General features: G+C 31.8%; 18 protein-coding genes. All 18 read right to left on the bottom strand.

Annotation, left to right across the window (positions count from 1 at the left end; all coding sequences use genetic code 11):
• Nucleotides 1-6 precede the first annotated feature (6 nt).
• The 18 genes from nifJ to Q0O83_RS02230 all read right to left on the bottom strand — a co-directional run bounded on the left by nifJ (nucleotide 7) and on the right by Q0O83_RS02230 (nucleotide 23,541).
• Nucleotides 7-3,588: a pyruvate:ferredoxin (flavodoxin) oxidoreductase gene (nifJ, locus tag Q0O83_RS02315; RefSeq protein ID WP_294093789.1), complete on the bottom strand. Its 3,582-nt coding sequence runs from the start codon at nucleotides 3,586-3,588 to the stop codon at nucleotides 7-9.
• 172 nt (nucleotides 3,589-3,760) lie between these two features.
• Nucleotides 3,761-4,966 (bottom strand): acetate kinase, encoded by a 1,206-nt coding sequence (locus tag Q0O83_RS02310; RefSeq protein WP_294093786.1) that lies wholly within the window; start codon nucleotides 4,964-4,966, stop codon nucleotides 3,761-3,763.
• 93 nt (nucleotides 4,967-5,059) lie between these two features.
• On the bottom strand, nucleotides 5,060-6,058 hold the full coding sequence (pta, locus tag Q0O83_RS02305) for a phosphate acetyltransferase (RefSeq protein ID WP_294093784.1): 999 nt from the start codon (nucleotides 6,056-6,058) through the stop codon (nucleotides 5,060-5,062).
• 134 nt (nucleotides 6,059-6,192) lie between these two features.
• Entirely contained in the window at nucleotides 6,193-7,353 is a 1,161-nt protein-coding gene (gene ftsY, locus Q0O83_RS02300) for a signal recognition particle-docking protein FtsY (RefSeq protein WP_294093782.1), read from the bottom strand.
• Nucleotides 7,354-7,367: 14 nt separating this feature from the next.
• Nucleotides 7,368-8,759: an FAD-binding protein gene (locus Q0O83_RS02295; protein WP_294093780.1), complete on the bottom strand. Its 1,392-nt coding sequence runs from the start codon at nucleotides 8,757-8,759 to the stop codon at nucleotides 7,368-7,370.
• A gap of 21 nt (nucleotides 8,760-8,780) precedes the next feature.
• On the bottom strand, nucleotides 8,781-9,257 hold the full coding sequence (locus Q0O83_RS02290) for a hypothetical protein (RefSeq protein ID WP_294093778.1): 477 nt from the start codon (nucleotides 9,255-9,257) through the stop codon (nucleotides 8,781-8,783).
• Nucleotides 9,258-9,276: 19 nt separating this feature from the next.
• A complete protein-coding gene (gene yqeH / locus Q0O83_RS02285; protein ID WP_294093777.1) occupies nucleotides 9,277-10,389 on the bottom strand; it encodes a ribosome biogenesis GTPase YqeH in 1,113 nt (370 codons plus the stop codon).
• Nucleotides 10,390-10,426: 37 nt separating this feature from the next.
• Nucleotides 10,427-11,329 (bottom strand): tyrosine-type recombinase/integrase, encoded by a 903-nt coding sequence (locus Q0O83_RS02280; RefSeq protein ID WP_294093775.1) that lies wholly within the window; start codon nucleotides 11,327-11,329, stop codon nucleotides 10,427-10,429.
• Between the two features lie 13 nt (nucleotides 11,330-11,342).
• Nucleotides 11,343-12,650: a methylenetetrahydrofolate--tRNA-(uracil(54)-C(5))-methyltransferase (FADH(2)-oxidizing) TrmFO gene (gene trmFO / locus Q0O83_RS02275; RefSeq protein ID WP_294093868.1), complete on the bottom strand. Its 1,308-nt coding sequence runs from the start codon at nucleotides 12,648-12,650 to the stop codon at nucleotides 11,343-11,345.
• Between the two features lie 55 nt (nucleotides 12,651-12,705).
• Entirely contained in the window at nucleotides 12,706-14,976 is a 2,271-nt protein-coding gene (gene topA, locus Q0O83_RS02270; protein ID WP_294093773.1) for a type I DNA topoisomerase, read from the bottom strand.
• A 96-nt stretch (nucleotides 14,977-15,072) separates the two neighbouring features.
• Entirely contained in the window at nucleotides 15,073-16,137 is a 1,065-nt protein-coding gene (gene dprA / locus Q0O83_RS02265; protein WP_294093771.1) for a DNA-processing protein DprA, read from the bottom strand.
• 14 nt (nucleotides 16,138-16,151) lie between these two features.
• Complete coding sequence (locus Q0O83_RS02260; protein WP_294093769.1) at nucleotides 16,152-16,772, bottom strand: tetratricopeptide repeat protein; 621 nt, start codon at nucleotides 16,770-16,772, stop codon at nucleotides 16,152-16,154.
• A complete protein-coding gene (xseA, locus tag Q0O83_RS02255) occupies nucleotides 16,773-17,972 on the bottom strand; it encodes an exodeoxyribonuclease VII large subunit (RefSeq protein WP_294093767.1) in 1,200 nt (399 codons plus the stop codon). It abuts the gene before it with no gap.
• An 8-nt stretch (nucleotides 17,973-17,980) separates the two neighbouring features.
• Nucleotides 17,981-19,963 (bottom strand): excinuclease ABC subunit UvrB, encoded by a 1,983-nt coding sequence (gene uvrB, locus Q0O83_RS02250; protein WP_294093765.1) that lies wholly within the window; start codon nucleotides 19,961-19,963, stop codon nucleotides 17,981-17,983.
• Nucleotides 19,964-20,002: 39 nt separating this feature from the next.
• Entirely contained in the window at nucleotides 20,003-20,677 is a 675-nt protein-coding gene (locus tag Q0O83_RS02245) for a methyltransferase (RefSeq protein ID WP_294093762.1), read from the bottom strand.
• Between the two features lie 9 nt (nucleotides 20,678-20,686).
• Nucleotides 20,687-21,538 (bottom strand): stage 0 sporulation family protein, encoded by an 852-nt coding sequence (locus tag Q0O83_RS02240; protein ID WP_294093866.1) that lies wholly within the window; start codon nucleotides 21,536-21,538, stop codon nucleotides 20,687-20,689.
• Between the two features lie 192 nt (nucleotides 21,539-21,730).
• Nucleotides 21,731-22,690, bottom strand: coding sequence for a TIM barrel protein (locus tag Q0O83_RS02235; protein ID WP_294093760.1), 960 nt, complete (start codon nucleotides 22,688-22,690; stop codon nucleotides 21,731-21,733).
• Complete coding sequence (locus Q0O83_RS02230; RefSeq protein WP_294093758.1) at nucleotides 22,687-23,541, bottom strand: helical backbone metal receptor; 855 nt, start codon at nucleotides 23,539-23,541, stop codon at nucleotides 22,687-22,689. Before Q0O83_RS02230 ends, Q0O83_RS02235 begins: the two co-directional genes overlap by 4 nt.
• Nucleotides 23,542-23,588 lie beyond the last annotated feature (47 nt).

The following is a 23,588-nucleotide window of genomic DNA, read 5'->3' as shown; positions in this document are numbered from 1 at the left end:
AAAGAATTACTTAGCTTCTGATGTGAAGTCTAATGATGCAAGTCTTTGGTATTGTCTCCATCTTCTTTGAGATTCTGACTTATTCTTAGCAAACAGTACTGATGCATGCTCTGGTTGAGATTTAGCTAAAGTAGCATATCTTACCTCTCCCATTAAGTAGTCATTATAGTTATCCCAGTTTGGTTCTTTACAATCAATTTGAAGTGGGTTTTTACCTTCTACTTCTAATAATGGATTGTATCTGAAGATTGGCCAGTATCCACACTCAGTAGCTCTCTTCATCTCAAGTTGACTGTTACCCATTCCGTTCTTCAATCCATGACTTATACAAGGTGCATAAGCTATGATTAATGATGGTCCTGGATAAGCCTCAGCTTCAGCGATTGCTTTTAAGTATTGAGCTTGGTTAGCTCCCATAGATACTTGTGCAACATAGATATGTCCATAAGACATAGCTATTGCAGCTAAATCTTTCTTCTTATTAGGTTTTCCTGCAGCTGCGAATTTCGCTACCGCTCCTGTTTGAGTTGACTTAGATGCTTGTCCTCCAGTGTTAGAATAGATTTCTGTATCCATTACTAAAACGTTAACGTCATCTGAAGAAGCTAAAACGTGGTCTAATCCTCCGTAACCGATGTCATAAGCCCATCCGTCTCCTCCAAATATCCATTGTGATTTCTTAACGATGTATTGCTTTAACTCTAAAAGTTCAGCTGATACTGCACAGTTACAAGCTTCTAAAGCTGGTACTAATCTATTTCTTATCTCTTTTGTTTTGTTTCCATCTGCTCTATTAGCAATCCATTCAGCGAACATTGCTGCAATCTCTTCAGAAACATTATTCATGTTTTCTTCCATAATCGTTGCAATTCTATCTCTCATAGCTTCAACAGCAGTTGCCATTCCATATCCAAACTCTGCGTTATCCTCGAATAATGAGTTAGCCCATGATGGACCTTCTCCACAGCTATTTGTTGTGTATGGAGTTGAAGGTGCTGATCCTCCATAGATTGAAGAACATCCTGTAGCGTTAGCTATCATCATTCTGTCTCCAAACAGTTGAGTTATTGCTTTAATATAAGGAGTCTCTCCACATCCTCCACAAGCTCCGTGGAACTCGAATAATGGTTGTGCAAATTGTGATCCTTTTACTGATGATTTTGGCATTAAGTTATCTTTGTAAGTAACTTTGTTGAATAGGTAGTCTGCATTTTCTTGCTCTCCTTTTTCAACCTCTTGTCCGATTGGTACCATTACTAAAGCTTTCTCTTTAGCTGGACATACGTTCGCACATAATCCACATCCTGTACAATCTAATGGAGATACTTGAATCTTGTACTCTAATCCTTCTAAACCTTTTCCAATTGGAGTTTTTGTTTTTAACTCATTTGGTGCTCCTGCTTTTTCCTCAGCTGTCATTAAGAATGGTCTGATAACTGCATGTGGACAAACATATGAACATTGGTTACATTGGATACAGTTTTCAGTTTTCCACTCAGGAACGTTTACTGCAACTCCTCTTTTCTCAAAAGCAGTTGTACCGTTCTCAAATGTTCCATCCTCATATCCTAAGAATGTAGAAACTGGTAAGTTTTCTCCTTGTAAAGCATTTATTGGCTTCGCAATCTTCTCTACGAATGATTCTAACTTAGTTGAAGTTCCACATCCGCATCCTGTACAAGAGCAAGCTCCTTTTTCCTCTGCTACAACTTCTGTTGTTAAGTTAGCCCATGCAGAATCAACAGCTATTTCAACTAACTCTCCAGCTCCCTTATCGATAGCCTCGTAGTTCATCTTAACAATAGCGTCACCTTTCTTAGCGTAAGATTTTTCCGCATATTGCTTCATATAGCTTTGTGCATCCTCGAATGGAATAACGTCAGCTAATTTAAAGAATGCTGATTGCATTATTGTATTAGTTCTTCCTGATAATCCAATTTCTGTAGCTAGCTTATTAGCATTTATAATATAGAACTTAGCATTCTTTTCTGCTAAAGTTTTCTTAACTGAATTTGGTAAGTGAGCAACAACCTCATCTTTATCCCATACACAGTTTAGTAGGAATGTTCCACCTTGCTTTAATCCGCTGATCATATCGTATTGAGTTAAGTACGCTGGTACTGAACAAGCTACGAAGTTAGGAGCTGATACTAAGTAAGTTGATTTAATTGGGTTCTTTCCAAATCTTAAGTGAGATCTAGTTGATCCTCCAGATTTTTTTGAATCGTATGCAAAGTATCCTTGTGCATATAAATCTGTTTTATCTCCAATGATCTTAATTGAGTTTTTGTTAGCTCCAACTGTTCCATCTGATCCAAGTCCGAAGAATAAGCATTCTCTTACACCTTCTGCTCCTGTTTCAATGTGTGGTCCTACTTCTAATGAGTTGAAAGTAACGTCATCGTTAATACCTACTACGAATCCATTCTTTGGCTCATCTTTCTTTAAGTTGTCGAATACAGCTTTCATTTGTGCTGGAGTTGTATCCTTAGAAGATAATCCATATCTTCCACCTACGATTACTGGAGCGTTTTCCATTCCGTAGAATAGTCCTCTTACGTCCATGTATAATGGCTCTCCTAATGATCCAGGCTCTTTTGTTCTATCTAATACAGCAATTTTCTTAACTGTCTTAGGGAATACATTGAAGAAGTACTCAGCTGAGAATGGTCTGTATAAATGTACATTTATAAGTCCTACTTTTTCTCCCTTTGCTACTAAGTAATCAACAGTTTCTATTAATGTTTCACAAACAGATCCCATAGCGATAACAATATGCTCTGCATCTGCTGCTCCATAATAGTTAAATGGCTTATAATCTCTTCCTGTTACTTTAGAAATTTCTTCCATGTAACCAGCTACAATAGCAGGTACTGCGTCGTAGAATTTATTTTGTACTTCTCTTGTTTGGAAGTAAATATCATCGTTTTGAGCTGTTCCTTTTGTTACTGGATGCTCAGGATTTAATGCTCTTTCTCTGAATGCTTTTATAGCGTCCATATCAACTAAACCTTTAAATACCTCAAAATCCATTACTTCAACTTTTTGAATTTCATGTGAAGTTCTGAATCCATCAAATATATTCATGAAAGGTACTCTAGATTTAATTGCTGCTAAGTGAGCAACTCCTGATAAATCCATTACTTCTTGTACTGAGCTTTCAAATAACATAGCAAATCCAGTCTGTCTAGCTGCGTAAACGTCTTGGTGATCTCCGAAGATTGATAATGCTTGTGCTGCTAATGCTCTCGCTGATACATGTATAACTGATGGTAATAACTCTCCAGCTATTTTGTACATGTTAGGAACTTTTAATAGTAACCCTTGAGATGCTGTATATGTAGTTGTTAAAGCTCCTGCTTGTAACGATCCGTGAACTGTTCCTGCTGCTCCTGCCTCTGATTGCATTTCAACAACTTTAACTGGAACTCCAAACATGTTTTTCATTCCTCTTGATGCCCACTCGTCAGTGTACTCAGCCATTGGCGATGATGGAGTTATTGGATAGATTCCTGCTACTTCTGTAAAAGCATATGATGCATATGCTGCAGCTTGGTTTCCGTCCATAGTTTGCATTTTTTTAGCCATTTGAATTGTCCTCCCTTTTTTAATTGACTCTAAAGTTAACTCTATTTTACGAATATTACTTTAAATTGTCAATTAAACTTCTAAGTTTTTTTAAGAAATTTTTAAACTAATTCAACCAAATATAATTTTTACTGACTAATATGTTTATTTTTTAAACAACTTTCGATACGAACTACTTTGTAGAGTTTACAATTTCGTAAGTATCTCTAGCTATTACTAACTCTTCATTTGTAGGAATTTTGAAAGCTTTTACTTTTGAAGTTTCTTTAGTTAAAAGAACGTTTCCTTTTTGTCTCTTAGAGTTAACTTCTTTATCTAACTCAAGTCCTAAGAACTCTAATCCTCTTAAAACATCTTCTCTAGTTTTTCCAGAATTCTCTCCAATTCCTCCAGTGAAGCAAATTGCGTCTACTCCACCCATTTGTGCAGCATAGTTTCCTACATATCCTCTGATTTTGTAAGCGAACATGTTTTCAGCTAATAAAGCTCTTTCGTTTCCTGCTGCTGCTGCCATTTCCATATCTCTACAGTCTGATGACTCTCCGAATACTCCTAAGATTCCAGATTGCTTGTTCATTCTGTCGTCCATCTCTTTATCAGATAATCCTCTTTTGTTTTTAATGAATAAAACTGCTGCTGGATCGATATCTCCACATCTAGTTCCCATCATTATACCTTGTAATGGAGTTAATCCCATTGTTGTATCGATACATACACCATTTTTAACTGCAGATACTGATCCACCGTTTCCTAAGTGACATACGATTATTTTTGATTCAGCAGGGTTTCCTAATAACTCTTGAGCTACTCCTGAAACGAACTTATGAGATGTTCCGTGGAATCCGTACTTTCTAACTTTTAACTCTGTGTAATCTGCATATGGTAATGCATACATGTAAGCTTCTTGAGGCATAGTTTGGTGGAATGACGTATCGAATACTCCTACGTTTGGTTTTCCAGGCATTAACTCTTGCATTGTTCTGATTCCTAATAAGTTTGCAGGGTTATGTAATGGAGCTAACTCTGAACACTCTTCCATTGCATCCATAACTTCTGGAGTTACTAATACAGATGAAGCGAACTTTTCTCCTCCATGTACAACTCTATGACCGATAGCATCTATTTCTTCTACAGATTTGATTACTCCGTACTCTGGATTAGTAATAGCTTTTATTACTAATTCTAAAGCTTCCTTATGAGTAGGCATAGCTTCTTTTATTTCGATTTCGAAGTCGTTTGCTGGAGTTTCATATTCCATTTTTGATCCTTCGATTCCGATTCTCTCACAAAGTCCGATTGCGAAAAGCTCTCCAGACTCAGGGTTTAATAATTGGTACTTTAGAGAAGAACTACCACAGTTAATAACTAAAACTTTCATTAAATTTACCACCTTAATTTTTATTTTATAATTTATTTTACTCAGTGAGAGAGCCACTCTCACTGATTTTTAACCTTAATTTTATTTAGACGATTACTTTCCTGCTTGAACTGAAGTTATTGCAGTTAAGTCTACGATATCTTTAACTGAACATCCTCTTGATAAATCGTTAATTGGAGCTGCTAATCCTTGAATTAAAGGACCGTAAGCTTCTGCATTAGCTAATCTTTGAACTAATTTGTATCCGATATTTCCTGCTGCTAAGTTAGGGAATATTAATACGTTTGCATGTCCTGCTACTTTTGATTCTGGAGCTTTCTTTAATCCTACTGCTGCAACTAAAGCCGCGTCAGCTTGTAACTCTTCCTCAAATGCGAACTCTGCATTTCTTTCTCTTAATATTTCTCCTGCTCTTTTTACAACATCTACTGAATCATGCTTTGCAGATCCTTTTGTAGAGAATGACATAAGTGCAACTTTTGGATCTAAACCTGCAACTGTAGCTGCTGTTATTGCTGCTTCTGAAGCGATATCAGCTAATTGCTCTGAAGTTGGTTCTGGTATTACAGCACAGTCACCGAATACTAAGATTTCTCCATAAGTTTCTATGTTATGCTTTAATTCCATTAAGAATACTGATGATACAGTTTTTACTCCTGCTTTAGTTCCAACAACTTGTAATCCAGCTCTTAATACGTTTGCTGTAGGTGAATCTGATCCTGAAACCATTCCAGCTACATCTCCCATTTTAACCATCATAGCACCAAAGAAGTTAACATCTGTTGTTAATAATCTTTCTGCTTCTTCTGGAGTCATTCCTTTTTTTGCTCTTAACTCACAAAGTTTTTCTACATAAGAAGATAACTTTTCAGTAGTCTTTGGATCGATTACTTCAACACCCTCTAAAGATACTCCTAGGTTTGCAGCGAATTTTTCAATTACTTCTACTTCTCCTATTAATACAGGAGTTCCCAACTTCTCCTCAACTACTCCTGCAGCTGCTCTGATTACTCTCTCATCAGTAGCCTCAGGAAGAACTATTTTGTTTCCTAAAGTTTTTGCTTTTTCTTTAATTTGAACTATAATGCTCACTCTAAGTCCTCCTTGATTTTTATTAAATAAAATCGCACTTTTTTAATCATACTGTAATAGTGCTCATAATTTTCAACTATATATTAACAAATTTTATATATATTTACAACAGAAATTCTTTTTTTTTTAATATATTAGTCAAAAATTGCTTGTATGTACTCTTTACTATTAAATTCTCTTAAATCCTCTATTCCTTCACCAACACCTATATACTTTATAGGTTTTTTAAGCTCTTCAGAGATACTAAATAAAATTCCACCTTTAGCTGTTCCATCTAGTTTAGTTACAACAAATCCTGTTAACTGTGTTACTTCATTAAACACTCTTGCTTGAGTCAGTCCATTTTGTCCAGTTGTTCCATCTAAAACTAATATAGATTCATAAGGCTGATCACCTATTTTTTTCTTTATAATATTATTTATTTTCTCTAACTCTTTCATTAGATTATTTTTATTATGTAATCTTCCTGCAGTGTCTATTATTACAACATCTGCATTTTTATCCTCTCCAGCTTTCAGAGTATCAAATACTACAGCTCCTGGATCCGCACCATCAGGATGTTTTACAAGCTCTGCTCCAGCTCTTTTAGCCCACTCTTCTAGCTGTTCAACTGCTGCAGCTCTAAATGTATCTGCTGCACCTATAACAACTTTTTTACCATCTTTTACTAACTTTGATGCTACTTTTCCTATCGTAGTTGTTTTTCCTACACCATTTACTCCAACTACTAAGATAACATTCATTCTTCCAGGCTGAATATCTAAATCTGTATTTTCTGTTATTAAGTAACTTTCTAGAACATCTTTTAAAACAGGGTAAACATCTTCAGGATTTTTAACTCCTCTTGCTTTTACCTCAGCTTTTAAATCTTTAACTATTTTCAAAGTCATCTCAATTCCTATATCTGATTGCACTAGAGTATCTTCTAACTCTTCATACATCTCTCCATCAACTATTGATTTTCCTGTAAAAATATTTTTTAAAGTTCCAAAAAGTCCCTCTCTAGATTTAAATAATTTCTCTTTTAAAGATGTAAAGAAACTTCTTTTTTCAACTTTAGGTTTATCTGCATAAACTACTTCGTTTTCTATCTCTTTCTCTTCTTCATTATTTTTTTCTACAGCTGATTCTACAGCTGTATCTATCTTTTGTTCCTCTTCTAACTTCTCTTCAACTTGTTCATTAAAAGTTGATTGTTCAACTTCCTCTTTTATAACCTCTTGTTCTAACTTTTCTTTTTGTTCCTCTATCTTTTCCTCTTTTTTTCTACCGAAAAGTCTATTAAAAAATCCCATTGTAGTCCTCCAAATTATTTAGAAATTATATGTCTTACTGCCAGGATTCCCATTACAGCTGCTATATTTAAACCACTTCCATATCCTGAACTATCTCCTGCTGCATATAACCCTTTTATATTTGTCTCCATATTAGCATCTATAGTTATTCTAGTACTTCTAAATTTAATTTCTGGGAAGTATAGTAATAAATCACTTGATGCAAATCCAGGAGTTATCTTATCATGCACTTCAATAAATTCTATTATGTTATCTAAAATTCTTTTTGGACAAGCTAAAGCGATATCTCCAGCTACATAGTCCTCTGTAGTAGGAACTATATTTAATCTTGCAATCGATTCATCAGTTGATCTTCTACCAACTTTTAAATCTCCATAAGATTGCATTAATATTTTTCCACCAGTTAGCATTGATGACATCTTAGCTATCGCTGTTGCATACTCAAACGGTTGCTTAAACGGTTGTGTAAATGTCTTTGTACATAATAATGCTAAATTTGTATTTTGTGATTTTTTATCTTTGTATGCATGTCCATTAGCTAAAACTACATCATCACTATGCTTTTCAGCTGCAATAAATCCACTCGGATTTGAGCAGAAAGTTCTCATTTTATCTCTATACTTTGTAGTGTGGTATATCATTTTAGCTTCATAGAAGTTCTCATTGATATCTTTCATTACTAAATCAGGTATTTCAACTCTAACCCCTAAGTCAACAGCTCCAGTCTCATAAGTTACACCAGATGTTTCACACATCTCCATAAGCTTTTTAGCTCCACTTCTTCCTAATCCTATTACAACGTTATCTGCGTAGTAGTTTTCATCTTCACCTTTTTTATTTTTTACAGTAACTCCCTTAATAGTTCCATTTTCAATAATTAAAGCTTCCGCAGATTTTTCAGTTATAAATTCTACTCCTCTTTCAAGTAATTCATTAACTAATTTCGTATATAACTCTCTTGAACCATCTGTTCCTAAATGCATTGTTGGAGTATCAACTAATTGTACATTATTTTCAATACATCTCTTTTTTATATCTAACATAGTTTGATTGTACTCTAATCCTGATGGTTTCTCATCAAAACCAAAATCCTTATAAATATTAGCTACATACTGAATAGTTTCATTTACAATTGTTTTTCCAGTTAGAACATGTACATCTCCTCCAACTCTATAATCCATATTGAATTTAGAATCTGAGAAAGCTCCAGCTCCAGAAACACCATATATTATTGCACAAGTTGGACATTTAACACATGTTCCTAACTTCTCCTTTGGACAAACTCTTTGAGTTAACATTCTTCCCTTATCTAAAACTAAAACTTTTAAATCTTTGTTCTTTTTTATCGCTTCGTATGCTCCAAAAACTCCAGCTTGTCCGCCACCTAAAAATATAATATCGTACATTTCTTTCCTCCATTTTTGTTACTACTGTCTATTCCAGTTTATTTTTTCTATATATATATCTTCTGGCAAGTTAGGATGAATCTCTCCTGTTTTCTGAGAGTAATTATAATTCCATCCTCCATTTTTACTTCCCTTTTCAAAATCTTGTATATCATAAACTTCATTTGATGCAATAATAGAATTACTTCCATAAGTTTTTGCCAATGTTTTTCTTCCATAAATCTCTGCAAAAGAGATTTTTTGCCCCTTACTATTTGTATAGTCTAAGAGATGGAGATTTAAATTTACTCCAGGTTTTGTTAATTCTGGATAATCACCTGCTAGTTGATAATACTTTTCCAATGCTATTCTAAGTTCTTTTGTATTTCTTATAGTTTCATCTATTTTATATGTTCCCGTTAAGTCATCAATCCCTCTCATAGCTAAATAGATAAATAAAATTGTTACTGCTATATTTATAATCCAGTTTAAAGTAGTTATTCTTCCATCTCTTTCCATAAGTTGTAACCTCTTATTTTTATGATCTTCTTGGTTTTATAAATGCGTCTCTTACTATTATTTCTCCACCTTTTGGTGATGTTATCTCAACATAAAGAGGTCCTCTTTTAACTGATAACCATCCTAAACCTTTGAATACTAACTCTTCTCCAGTTTCTACAGTATAAATTTCACTCTCTTTTTCTAAAGAATTAAACTCATCTCTACAGTCATCACAAGGAGGTGCTATAAAATCTGCTCCATTCATTAACTCTTCAGCTTTATCAGCGTTCGTTTCATGGAATGTAACTCCTTTTGATGCATAAACTGAGAATATTGGTTTTAAATCATCTTCATTTAGTATTTTCATTTGAATCATTCCACCGATTAGAATAACTCTGTTCTTTTGAACTTTATAAGTTTTTCTAGAAATTTCATTCGCAGGAATTATATTTTGATTACACTCTTGACACACAAAATCAGAGAATCTTCCCTCTGGAATTAATCCTGGTGTATCTATTAATGTTATTTTAGAGAAAGGAATCTCTGTTTTTACACTTTTTAATGTAGTCCCTGGGAACTTAGAAACAGTAACTCTTTTAGCTCCTATTAACTTATTGATTATACTAGATTTACCAACATTTGTTACTCCTAGAACTAAAGCTTTAGCTCCATCTGGATAGAAATGCTTTATTTTTTTAAATATTCCATTTATTCCATAACCATTTTTAGAGCTTACAATAGCGATATCTAAAGGTGCTACACCCTCTTCTGCCAATCTTCTTTTCACCCAGTCAGCAACTTCTGATGGATGCTTATCATCAGGTATTAAATCCAATTTATTTATAACAACAATTGAATCCATTTCTCTTAAAACATCTAAGATTTCATCATCAAAAGATCCTTCAAAATCTATTATGTCAAATACAGGAATAGCTACATCTGCTTCTGCTAAACTTCTTTTAACTTCATTTCTATAATCCTCTTTAGTCATTTTTATTGGGATATATTGTCCGTAGTTTTTTATTTTAAAACATCTTTGACAAAGTAACTCTTTATTGTCGCCCTCTAAAACAGATTTAGGTAAATATCCATTAGAATTTGAATTTTCACCTTGAAGTTCAATTCCACATCCTATACATTTTTTCGTCATAAACACTCCTTCAATTATATATTAATATTTTTATATATTATTCCACATTTAACTCAATTGCTAAATCTTTTCTCTTTTTTCTTTCTAAAGCCTCTATATATATTTTCGTTGAATCCAAATTTGTATGCCCTAATAATTTTTGTAACTGATGTAAGCTCATTCCATTTTCAAGCATATGCACTGCAAATGTGTGCCTAAAACTATGAGGGCTTATCTCTTTTGTTATTCCAGCTCTTAAAGCGTATCTATCTATCAATCTTCTAAGAGAACGATCTGTTAATCTACCTCCAGATCCATTTACAAAAAGAATCTCTTTTTTATATTTCTCTCCTAATTTTTCTTTTTTAGCTAGAATATACCTTTTAAAAAACTCTCTTGTTCTCTCACTGAAATAAACCGTTCTATATTTTTTAAAACTACTTACAATAACTTCTCTTTTTTCAATTTCAAAAACATCCTCACCTAATCCTAGTAGCTCTTGTGAAGTTATACCACTAGAATATAAAAGTTCTAATATCAATCTATCTCTTAAACTGTGATAATTTTTCAATTCGATAGCTTTTCTTAAATCTTTTATCTCTTTTAAGCTTAAAGCTTCTGGAACTCCCCTATCATAACTAGGTGCTACTATCAATTGTGCAGGATTACTTTTTATTTTTTCTACATCTTTTAAATATTTAAAAAATGATTTTAAAGATGAAATCTTTCTATTCAAAGATCTTTTTCCTATATCTTCATTCTGAAGTTCTATTAAAAACTCTCTGAAATTAAATCCATCTATATCTGAAATTTTCTCAAGGTCATTACATTCTGTAACATACTGATTGAATCTAAATAAATCTATCTTTAAAGATTTAATTGTATTTAAACTTTTACCTTTTGCAAATTCGCAGTGATATAAAAACTCTTTTATATCACCTAATAAATTAAGAGTACCCATCCCAAACTCCTTTTTACTTCTCTTGGCTTAACTTTTCATCTAAATAATCTAAAGCTATTTTAGAAATTTTATTATATTTTTCCTTTTTATCTTTTATTCTCTCTTCTAAAGATCTAATTACTCCAAAATTCGGTCCCATCGGTTGGAAATTCTTTTTTTCCTCTGTAATATATTTTATTATTGCTCCTATTGAACTTCTATCATCTAAAATTAGAGGTTCTTTTCCATCCATTTTTCTTAGGATGTTTGTAGCTGCCATCATTCCAGTTGCCATTGCACAAACATATCCCTCTCCACCTGTTATTTGTCCAGCAAAGTATATATTTTCATTTGACTTTAAATTAAGTGCTGGTGTTAAAAGCTTTGTTGAGTTTATAAATGTATTTCTATGCATTACACCATATCTTACAAACTCTGCATTTTCTAATCCTGGAATCATAGAGAATACTCTCTTTTGCTCTCCCCACTTCAGATTAGTTTGGAATCCAACTAAGTTATAAAGTTTTCCATCCTTATCATCTTGTCTTAATTGAATTACAGCAAATCCTTCTCTTCCTGTTTTAGGATCTATTAACCCTTTTGGTTTTAATGGTCCAAATAGTAATGTTTTAAATCCTCTTTGAGCTATTCTCTCAACAGGCATACAAGCCTCAAATAACTTCTCCTCTTCAAACTTTTTCATAGGAGCTCTTTCCGCTGTTATTAATTCATCATAAAAGGCTTGATACTGCTCTTTATCCATAGGACAGTTAATATACTCTCCCTCTCCTTTATCATATCTTGATTGGAAGAAAACTTTATTCATATCTATTGACTCTAAAGTTACTATCGGTGCTGCTGCATCATAGAAGTAAAGATACTCTTGTTCTAACATCTCACCTATATTTTTAGAAAGTGTCTCTGATGTTAGTGGTCCGCTTGCTACAACTACAATCTTATCTTTTGGTATCTCTTTTAATTCATCATAAATAATCTCTATATTTTCCATTGATTGTAATTTTTTTGTTACTCTCTCTGAAAATCCTTCTCTATCTACAGCTAAAGCTTGTCCTGCAGGAACCTTAGTTTCGTCTGCAATCTCTATCAATAAAGATCCCATTCTTCTTAATTCTTCCTTCATAAGTCCAGAGGCATTTCCTAAATGATCTCCACCTAAAGAGTTACTACATACTAACTCTGCAAATTTATCACTTTTATGAGCTTCTGTTGAAACCTTTGGTCTCATCTCATATAATTTAACTTTTACTCCATGTTTTGCTAATTGATAAGCTGCTTCTGAACCAGCTAATCCAGCTCCTATTACTATAACTTCTCTGTTTATCATCGATTCTCCTTTTTTATACATACAAAAGCCTCGCCTAAAAAGGCGAGTCCTTTTATTTCTCTTTTTTCTCTTTTTTTTCTGTTTCTAATTTCTTTATATTTTTACAATCAGGATATCCTGTACAAGCTAGGAATTTACCCCATCTTCCTCTTCCGATTTTAAACGGCTTTCCACACTTCTCACAATTTCCAGCATTCTTCAAGATTTCGTTTTCCTCTTTCTGAATTTTTTCCATTATCCAGTTTAAACGAACAACCCCATCAATCTCCTCTATAGAGTTATTCATTAAAAGTTTTTTCACTTCACCTGGTAAAGAAACTCTTTCATTGTCATCCTTAAAGTTTTCACTCTCTAAGTAACTTCCAAATCTTCCAAGCTTTAAAAGCAATCTACTTCCATTATCAGAAAAGACATCTGTTAACTTCCCTTGTTTTACTCTAAGTTGTTCTTCTAAAAGCTCTTTTACTTTTATGTCACCCTTTTTAATATCATCTAAAGGAATCTCTATACCTTTTAAAGAATACTTTTCTTTGCACTCTTCATCAACACAACATAGATATCTTCCAAATCTACCATTTTTCATAATCATATTCCCTTTTCCACAAGGACAAGGTACATCAGAAGTTATTATTCTATTTGTCTCCTCTTCAACTTTAACTTTATAAAGTTCTAAATCTTTAGCAAGCTTAGAGTAGAAGTCTTCTAAGATTTCAATCCAATCTTTCTCTCCCTCTTCAACAGAATCTAATCCATCCTCTAACGATGCCGTAAATTTAACATCCATTATATCTTTAAAGTTTTTTTCTAGAATCGACTTTATCTCATATCCTAACTCTGTAGGTATAAAACTTTTCCCTTCTAAAACTACATACTCTCTCTTCTTTAAAGTTTCAATTATTGAAGCGTATGTAGATGGTCTTCCAATTCCATCAGCTTCTAGTTTTTTCACTAGTGATGACTCTGTCAATCTTGCTGGTGGTTTTGTCCAATCCTCTTTTATATTCAATTTTTTCAGTTGTAAGAAATCTCCTTCATTTATAGATGGGAATTCTCCTAATGGTAGTTCCTCTTCATCTTTAAAGACTTTATAATATCCATCAAAAGTTATCTTATTTAAAGTTCCTCTAAATTGATACTCACCATTTTCTAAGATTATCTCAAACTGTTCATACTCCATCGGAGCTAATTGAGATATCATAAATCTTTCCCAAATCAGCTTGTATAACTTATACTGATCTGGAGTCAAATCTTTCTTTATTTTATCTGGTTCTAAATATATATCCGTTGGTCTAACTGCCTCATGGGCATCCTGAATTTTTTCATCTTTTTTCTTTTTAACCACTTCTTTTCCAAGATATTCTTTACCAAATGTTTCAACTATATAACTTTTAGCCATTCCTTTAGCTTCTTCTGAAACTCTTGTAGAATCGGTTCTCATATACGTAATCAAACCTTTTTGGTTTCCATCAATACTCATACCTTCATATAACCCTTGAGCTACTGACATTGTTTTCGATGCCGAAAACCCTAAATATGATGATGATAGCTGCTGTAATGTACTTGTTTTTAATGGTAAAGGTGGATTCTTTGATTTTTTACTAACTTTAGAGTTTATAACAGCGTATTCAGAGTTTAATGTCAACTGGATATCTTTTACAACATCTTCATCTGTAACTCTTTCAAATCTTTTTCCTGCTATTTTATAAAGAGAAAGATTCATTTTATTTTTAAACTCTCCCTTTATATCCCAAAACTTTTCAGGTATAAACTTTTTTATTTTATCCTCTAAATCACACACTAATTTCAAAGCAACCGATTGAACTCTTCCAGCACTTGTATTTGAAGATATAGATTTCCATAATAACGGACTTATTTCATACCCAACTAATCTATCCAAAATTCTTCTTGCTTGTTGTGCATTAACTCTATTGATATCAACTTTTCTAGGATTTTTTATAGCTTCTCTAATAGCGCCATTTGTAATCTCATTGAACTCTATTCTGTTAGCTTCGTTCTCATCTAATTTTAGTGTTTGAGCTATGTGCCAAGCTATAGCCTCTCCCTCTCTATCTGGATCGGATGCTAGATATACTTTATTTGATTTTTTAGCTAAATCTTTTAAAGTTTTTATTACGTCGCCTTTTCCTCTTATTGTAGAATAACTTGGTTTAAACCTATCCCCCACATCTACTCCAATTTTGCTCTTAGGTAAATCTCTTACATGTCCAAATGAAGCTGTTACATGAAAATTATTCCCCAATATTTTTTCAATTGTTTTCGCTTTTGCAGGAGATTCCACTATTACTAAATTTTTTTTCGCCACTATTTTCACCCCTAATTTTTTCTCTATATACATTATTCGCTCTTAATTATATTAGAAAATACTAAAAAAATCAACTAAGGGCACTAAGTTTCCCATTTACAAACGCCTTCTGTAATGTCCTGCTGGAAGACTTTGAACGTAACCCTCTATTTCTAATTCCATTAAATTACTCAACAATTCACTAGTTTGACAATGAATTTCCTTCTTTATTTCCTCTAAGTGCATTTTCGTTTTTAATACACTATAAATTTTTAATTTTATTCCTGTCAAACGATTTAATTCCTCGCCAGATTCTGTTTTTTTATCCCACTCATACTCTTTTAATATATCATCACCATGAGTTATCAGTTTAGCTTGAGCATTTTTTATAAGTTCGTTACATCCTTGAGAAAGAGGGTAAGTTATATCTCCTGGAATTGCAAAAACATCTCGCCCTTCATCCAATGCTAAATTAGCGGTTATTAAACTACCACCTTTTAGCGAACTTTCAATCACAACTGTTCCTCTACTTAATCCTGCTATAATTCTATTTCTTATTGGAAACTTCTCAGGAGTAGGTTCTGACCCTAACGGAAACTCTGATATCACAACACCTTTTTTCTCAATCTCTTTTCTCAACTTCACGTTACTTCTCGGATATATTATATCTATTCCACATCCTAAAACTGCTACTGTTTTACCATTTAATTTTAAAGTCTCATTGTGAGCTAAAGAATCTATTCCTAAAGCTAAACCACTCACAACAACTACATCACCATCTATCAATCCTTTTACTATTTTCTGACACCCTAGCTCTCCATATTTTGTAGCTCTTCTAGTTCCTATGACAGAGATTACCCTTTCCTTTTTTAAAAGCTCTATATTCCCTTTATAAAAAAGAAAAAGGGGAGGTTTTGAAATATTTTTTAAGTTTTCAGGATATCTATAGTCATTCAAATCTATAAGACCTATCCTATTGCTCTCCAAATAATCCATAACCTCCAGGTATTTTTCACAATTCTGTGAGTTTATTATAAGCTCGGTATCTTCTGAGGTTAAATTTAATATATTTTTAAGTTCATTTAGATTAGTAAAAATATCTTTATATCTTTTATAAAAATTCATCAAAATTCTAATCTTACTACTTTTTAAACCTATTAATTTTAATCGATACCACTCCATCGCTCACCTCTTTACTATCTAGAATAAGTAGATGTCAACATATTGCTAATATCTTTTGATTGAGGAAAAATTCTTCTTCCCTCCTGAAGTATCTCTCTTGCTCTATCTATCTTTTTTTCTGCTAAATAAATGTCACCTAAAGCTAAAAAACCTTCAACACTTGGTGAATAATTCATATATATTTGAATATCTTCAACTGCTTTATTGTATCTCCCTAAGTTTCTATAAGCTAAGCCTCTTCCTAAGTAAGCTTCTTTCATACTCGGTTCAATTGTTATTGCAACACTGTAAAAGTCTACAGCTTTATTATAATCTCCTATGAATCTATAGCTCGTTGCTGCTCCAAATAAATTTCTAGAACTATCTATGTTACTACTAAAAATCTGTGCTGCTCTTTCATATTTTCTATTTCTAAAGTATTGGTCTCCTAAATAAAAAATACTATTTTCATTGCTGCTTATTGATGATAGATAACTTTTAAAGTATCTTTCATACTCTTTTATAAGAACTGCAGCTTTATCTCTGTCATCCTCTCTGGCTATCTGAGCTTCTAAATTTTGAATTTGTGCGGGTCTTTCCTCTGCTAAAACTCCTAAGCTCAAAAGAATAAATATCAAACTCAATATCTTTTTCATCTATTTTATCTCCTTTACTTCACTTATTATTTTTCCAAAATTTAATATTGTTTCAATCTCATCCCCAATTTTTATATCGGATAATTTTTTTAAAGATTTACTTTTAGAATTTGTTATAGAGTATCCTCTACTCAAAACTGCTAAAGGATTTAATCCAATTATTTTTTCTGCTCTAATCTCTAAATCATGTTTTTTCTCTTTTAATATTCTGCTTAAAGAGTTTTCTAATCTTTCTTCTAAGTATACTAAACTTTGGTGCTGCTCCTCTATTGTTTTTATAAAGTTTTTTAAAATATAACTATTTTTATATTTTTCTAACTCATCATTTTTTGATTTTAAAACTCTCTCAATAGAACTTTTTAATTTTTTCTCTCTGTCTAACATCTGCTTTTCTATATCTTTTTTTACTGGAATAGCTATCTCAATAGCTTGGGTTGGTGTTGCCGCTCTTACATCCGCCACTAAATCTGAAAGTAAATTATCAATTTCATGACCTACAGCTGATATTATTGGCTTTTCACTTCTGTAGAAAGCTCTCGCTACATCCTCTTCATTAAAAGCCCATAAATCTTCGATACTCCCACCGCCACGTCCAGCTATTATGATATCAATTTCTGGTATTTTATTCAAAGTTTCAATACCTTTTACTATCTCCTCTTTAGCTCCAACGCCTTGAACTTTTGCAGAGTATATATAAATATCTATATTTTCAAATCTTTTTCTTGTTGTATTTACTATATCATGAAAAGCTGCTCCTGTATATGCTGTTACTATCCCAATTGCGTTTGGATATTTAGGTAATCTTTTTTTAAAAAGAGGTGAAAACAGTCCTTCTTTTTCTAATTCTACCTTTAACCTCTCTAATTTAGCAAACATCTCTCCAAGTTTATCCTCTTTTTGTATATGTCTAACTAATACTTGAAAATCGCCTCTAGTTTCATAAAAGCCTACATCTCCAAATATTTTTATTGAATCTCCCTCTTTCAAATCTTCAGGTATTCTTTTATATTTATAATTAAATGCAGCACATTTTATCTGACTGTTTTTATCCTTTAAAGTAAAATATAGATGTCCACTTTTATAATAAGTAACTCCAGATAATTCACCTTTTAAAAAAAATTCTTGAAAATTTGGATTTTCATCTATATAACCTTTTACCATTTTATTGAACTCTGTTACACTATAAACCATCTCTTCCATTCTCTCTCCTATATCTCTAAAAGCATAAGTTTTAATTTATTCATCTCATCTCTTTTTTCAATAGCTTTTTCAAAATCCAACTCTTCTGATAATTTTTTTATCTCTTTTAATAAAACTCCAATCTCTTTTTCAATATCCTCTTTGCTGGTAAAATTCTTTGATTTCTTCTCTTTTTTATCACCATTATCCCATGTAAATAGTGATTCTGAAACCTCTCTATAAATTGTTTTAGGCTCTATCCCATTTATTAAGTTATATTGTCTTTGCTTTTTTCTTCTTCTGTCTGTTTCATCGATAGCATATTTCATAGAATCAGTGATAACATCACCATAAAGAATTACTCTTCCATCAACATTTCTAGCTGCTCTTCCTATAGTTTGAACTAAAGATCGTTTACTTCTTAAAAAACCTTCCTTATCAGCTTCTAATATCGCCACTAAAGAAACCTCTGGTATATCTAATCCCTCTCTTAAAAGATTTATTCCTACTAGAACATCAAACTCACCTTTTCTCAGCCCTTTTATTATCTCTATTCTCTCTAAAGTCTCTATGTCAGAGTGCATATACTTCACTTTAACTCCTAAAGTCATATAGTATTCAGATAGCTCTTCTGCCATTTTCTTAGTCAGTGTTGTTACTAAAACTCTCTCTTTTTTCAAAACATTTTTTCGAATCTCTTCTAATAAATCATCCACTTGATTTTTAGTTTCTTTCACTTCAATTATAGGATCTAAAATACCTGTTGGTCTAACCAATTGCTCTGCTATATGTCCTTTTGAATGTTCAATCTCAAAATCGCCTGGAGTTGCTGATATAAATATAGTTTGTTTACAGTTCTCTCTGAACTCTTCAAATGTAAGTGGTCTATTATCTAAAGCTGACTTTACTCTAAAACCATTCTCTACCAATGAGGTTTTTCTAGCTCTATCTCCATTATACATACCTCTTATTTGAGGAACTCCTATGTGTGATTCATCTATATAAACTACAAAATCTTCTGAAAAGTAATCCATCAAAGTATCTGGTTTATCTCCTGGATTTTTATTTGTCAAATATCTTGAATAGTTCTCTATCCCTTTACAATATCCAACTTCTCTTATCATCTCTAAATCATACTCTGTTCTTTGTTTTAATCTTTGAGCTTCTAAAAGTTTTCCCTTTTCTTCAAAATTTTTAACTTCAATTTTTAAATCACTTTTTATTCTCTCTACTATCGCTTCTTGTTCACTCTCTTCTGTTACGTAGTGAGTAGCTGGAGAGATTGCTATTCTTTCTAGATTTTTTTTAATTTTCTGGCCCGTTAAAGTGTTTATTTCAGATATATCCTCTATATCATCACCCCAGAATTCTATTCTATAACCGTTCTCCATATAAGATGGGTATATATCAATTACATCTCCTTTTACTCTAAACTTACCTCTTTCAAATGCTAAATCATTTCTTTCATATCTTAGCTCTATTAATTTAGATATCAATTTTTTTCTACTATAACCAGTTTTTTTATCTATCGCAATTGTTAACTTTTTATATGTGTCTGGTGACCCCAGTCCATATATAGCCGAAACAGATGCTACGATTATAACATCTTTTCTATTTATTAGTGCTGCTGTTGCAGCATTTCTAAATTTATCTATCTCGTCATTTATCGACGAATCTTTTTCTATATAGGTATCTGTTGTTGCTATATAAGCTTCTGGTTGATAGTAATCATAGTATGACACAAAATACTCCACTGCATTCTCTGGAAAAAAACTTCTATACTCTGAGAAAAGTTGAGCTGCCAATGTTTTATTTGGAGCTAAAATCAAAGCTGGTCTTCCACTCTCTTTTATTATATTTGCCACTGTAAAAGTTTTTCCAGAGCCAGTCACCCCTAAAAGAGTTTGATCTTTTACACCATCTTCCAATCCTTTTACTAATTTTTTTATCGCTTCTGGTTGATCCCCTGTAGGAACATATTTAGAATTTATCTTAAACATAGTCACCTCCATTAAAATAGGGAGAGGTTTCTCCTCTCCCATAAAGTATCTCTAATTATCGTTTAAAAAAATTGGAGTTTCAATTTTTAATATATTTTTTCTCCCTTTGCTTGCTTCAATTAAAACTATACTTGAATCTTTGTCTTTTGAATAGTGAACAAATCTAACTCTCTTTACAGAAAATCCACATTTCCCAAGTTCCTCTGATATCTCTAAAAATCTATAACTTTTATGAACCATGAACAGTTCACCTCTTGGTTTTAAGAGCCTCTTTGCATTTGCAACAAACTCTTTTAGATTTAACTTAATCTCATGTCTTGCTATGCTTTTCATATCTTTATCGTTAATCTCTTTTCCATCTAAAACCATATATGGTGGATTTGAGATTATATAATCATATGTATTTCCCTCTTCAAGATTTTTTATATCCATATTTATAACTTCAACTGAATCTTCTAAATTATTTCTTTTTATATTTCTAATTGCTAACTCTGCAATCTCTTTTTGGATTTCAACAGCTTTCATCTTAGTTATTTTATCTTTTGCACATAATAGTACTGGAATTGCTCCATTTCCTGTTCCAATCTCTAAAACCTTAGCATTTTTCTTTCCGTTAAAAAAATTGGCTAGTAAAACTGCATCTGTTCCAAATCTAAATCCATCTTTTTTTTGGATTAAACTGTATCCTTCACAGATCTGTGCTATATCTTCATTTTCTAAAACCATCTATTTTTACTACTCCTTTTCTAAAACTTTATGCTGTAATTCATCTTTTGATAAAACATTTTGTAGCTTTTTAGCTTCTTTTTTATTAAACTTTATCTCTTCGATAAGAACTTTCATAATTCCCTTACCTTCAACATCCACATATAGGAATCCATTTAGAGGACTTATACTCATTACTTTTCCATCGCCTTTTGTCGTTTTTACCAACTGATTAACTGCTGGATAAACTCTTAAAGCCTCTTCATATTGCTTGTATTCATAATTTATACAACAAAGTAATCTTCCACAAACACCTGAAATCTTAGTTGGATTGATTACTAAACCTTGATCTCTGGCCATTTTTATAGATACTGAATCAAATTTATTTATAAATGTTCTGCAACAAAGTTCTTTTCCACATACTCCTATATTTCCAAGAATTCTTGCTTCATCTCTTACACCAATTTGTCTTAACTCTATTCTTAATTTGAAAATATTTGCTAAATCTTTTACTAAATCTCTAAAATCAATTCTTCCTTCCGCTGTAAAATAGAATATAAGTTTTGTTTTATCAAATGTGAATTCTGTTTCTATAAGCTTCATTGGTAACTTATGGAATCCTATTCTTTCTTTACAAACTTTGAATGCCTCTTTAGCTTCTAAACGAAGTACTTCATATTTTTTTATTTCATCTTCACTTGCTTTTTTTACAACTGGTTTTAATGGTAATACTAAAACTCTTTCTGGAAGTTGCATAGGTCCACCATAAACAACACCAATCTCTTTTCCTCTGATAGTATCAACAATCACTTTATCGCCTTTTTTATATTCAATATTATCTATAATTTCAAAACTATATCTTTTTTTTGTAGTTTCAAACATAACACCTAATATATTATAAAGTTTATTCGGATCTGAAGTAATCTCTTCAGCTACTTCCTCTCCTGCTACGTCAACTTCTGGTAATGTTGTTTCATCTATATTTTTATCTATTTCTAAGTTTCCTTGTGTCATCTTTCCTCCCGCGAAAATCTTAACTTTCTATAGTATAGAGTATATCATATTTTTTATATTTTAAAAATTTATTTTGAGATAATTTAGCTGCTCTAGAACTTTCTCTTTTAACTCTAATAACGATGAAAAACCGAGTTCTAAATTTATATATTTAAAATTTGGTAAATATTTAATTATTTCATTTATATTCCCTTTATATAAAAGGTGTGGGTCTATATTTTTCATATGATTTAACTCAATTTGAAATTTTTCATATCTATCTCCCTTCTCCCATTCAGAGATTTTATTTTGAAAATCACAATCTAGAAATTTATCAAACTTTACCCCATTCACATGTAATCCAAAAATATAATCTTTTAACTCTTTCATTTTTCCAATTCTATCAATTATAAACTTATTTGCTTCCTCAAAATTTGTCACTTCTCTCTCCAAACAAATTAGATGTGAAAAATCTAAAAGAAACCCTTTATTTTTATATTTTACTTTCTGAATAAAATATCTAGTAAGTTCATAATCTCTAAAATTTAATCCTGGCCAAGGGAGATTTTCAAATAGCAATAATGGTCCTTCACCTTTAAAAACTTCATTCACTATTTTTATACACTCATCTAAAACCTCTAAATCTGTATATTGAAAATCAAATTGAAATATATCTTTTGGTCGAACGTGTGAAACATGAAAAACCATATACTCAGCATCTATTTTTTTAGCGTTTTCAAACTGCTCCTTAAACGTTTCTATCAAAATATTTTTTTTAAAACTTCTATAGTAATTTTTTATCCCTTCATCATCATAAAAATCTTCTTTAACTTTTTTCCAATCACCTTTCCAAAACTCTAACCACGTTGGATAATACAAAAGATGCACTCCTTTGATTGGATAGTTTTTATACTCTGAAAAATCTAAATGATCTCCGATAATTGTTTCAATTCCAGAGATACCTTTCTCTCTGAGTTGATTGTATATAGTTTTGAAATTTTCAAACTCATTTTCTTTAGGTATAAAACTAAATGTTATCATTTATCTAACACTTCCCTTAGCTCTTTCAATGCTTTTAAAACTCTTGGTGAAGGTCTATTTATACTTTCATCTATAAAATATACCTCTTTATTTTTTATAGCATTTACATCCTGCCACTCATCTCTTGCTAATATCTCTTCTACCATATATTTTCTATCTTCACCCACTAATATCACATCAGGGTCTTTCTCTAAAATAGATTCTATTGGTGGTGAAATCCAGCCCTTTTCATCTCTGAAAATATTTTTTCCACCAACACTTTCTAAAGCATCATTTAAAAAAGTTTCAGAACCTGTTGTATATATTGGATTTTCTAAAATTTCAAAATATACTTTTTTATCTTCAGAGTTTTTATTTGAGACTATCTCTTTCAACTCTTTTAAAAACTTATCTTTTAGATGTTCAGCTTCACTTTTTTTATTTAAAATTTCACCTATCTCTATAACCGAATCAGCTACCTCACTCAAAGATTTTGGATTTTTAATAACATACACCGGAATTCCAACTTCATCAAAAAATTTCAAACTCTCTTTCCCTTTTTTCAGATTATGATGAGATGAAATTACTAGGTCTGGCATTAACTCTACTATTTTTTCCTCATTCAAGTCATCACTTCTTAAAACTCCTTTTTCACTTAATCTTTTATCCACTTTTTCTGAATAACTATCCACTCCTACTAATAAATCTACCAATCCCATATCTACAATAATCTCTGTATTAGATGTTACAGTAGATACTACTCTTTCGATATTTTCTGGTATTTCAATTACTCTTCCTGTACTATCTACTAATACTCTTGAAAAACAAATCGTGAAAATAAAAGTGTTTAATATCATTATTTTTTTTAACATTACCTTCTCCTTCAAATAATATGAAAAATGCTCCTTTCAAACTTTGA

Origin of the sequence: uncultured Cetobacterium sp. (genome assembly GCF_945952365.1) — a bacterium.
In the GTDB taxonomy this organism is placed as follows: domain Bacteria; phylum Fusobacteriota; class Fusobacteriia; order Fusobacteriales; family Fusobacteriaceae; genus Cetobacterium_A.
This window is presented reverse-complemented; position numbering and strand designations above follow the sequence as displayed.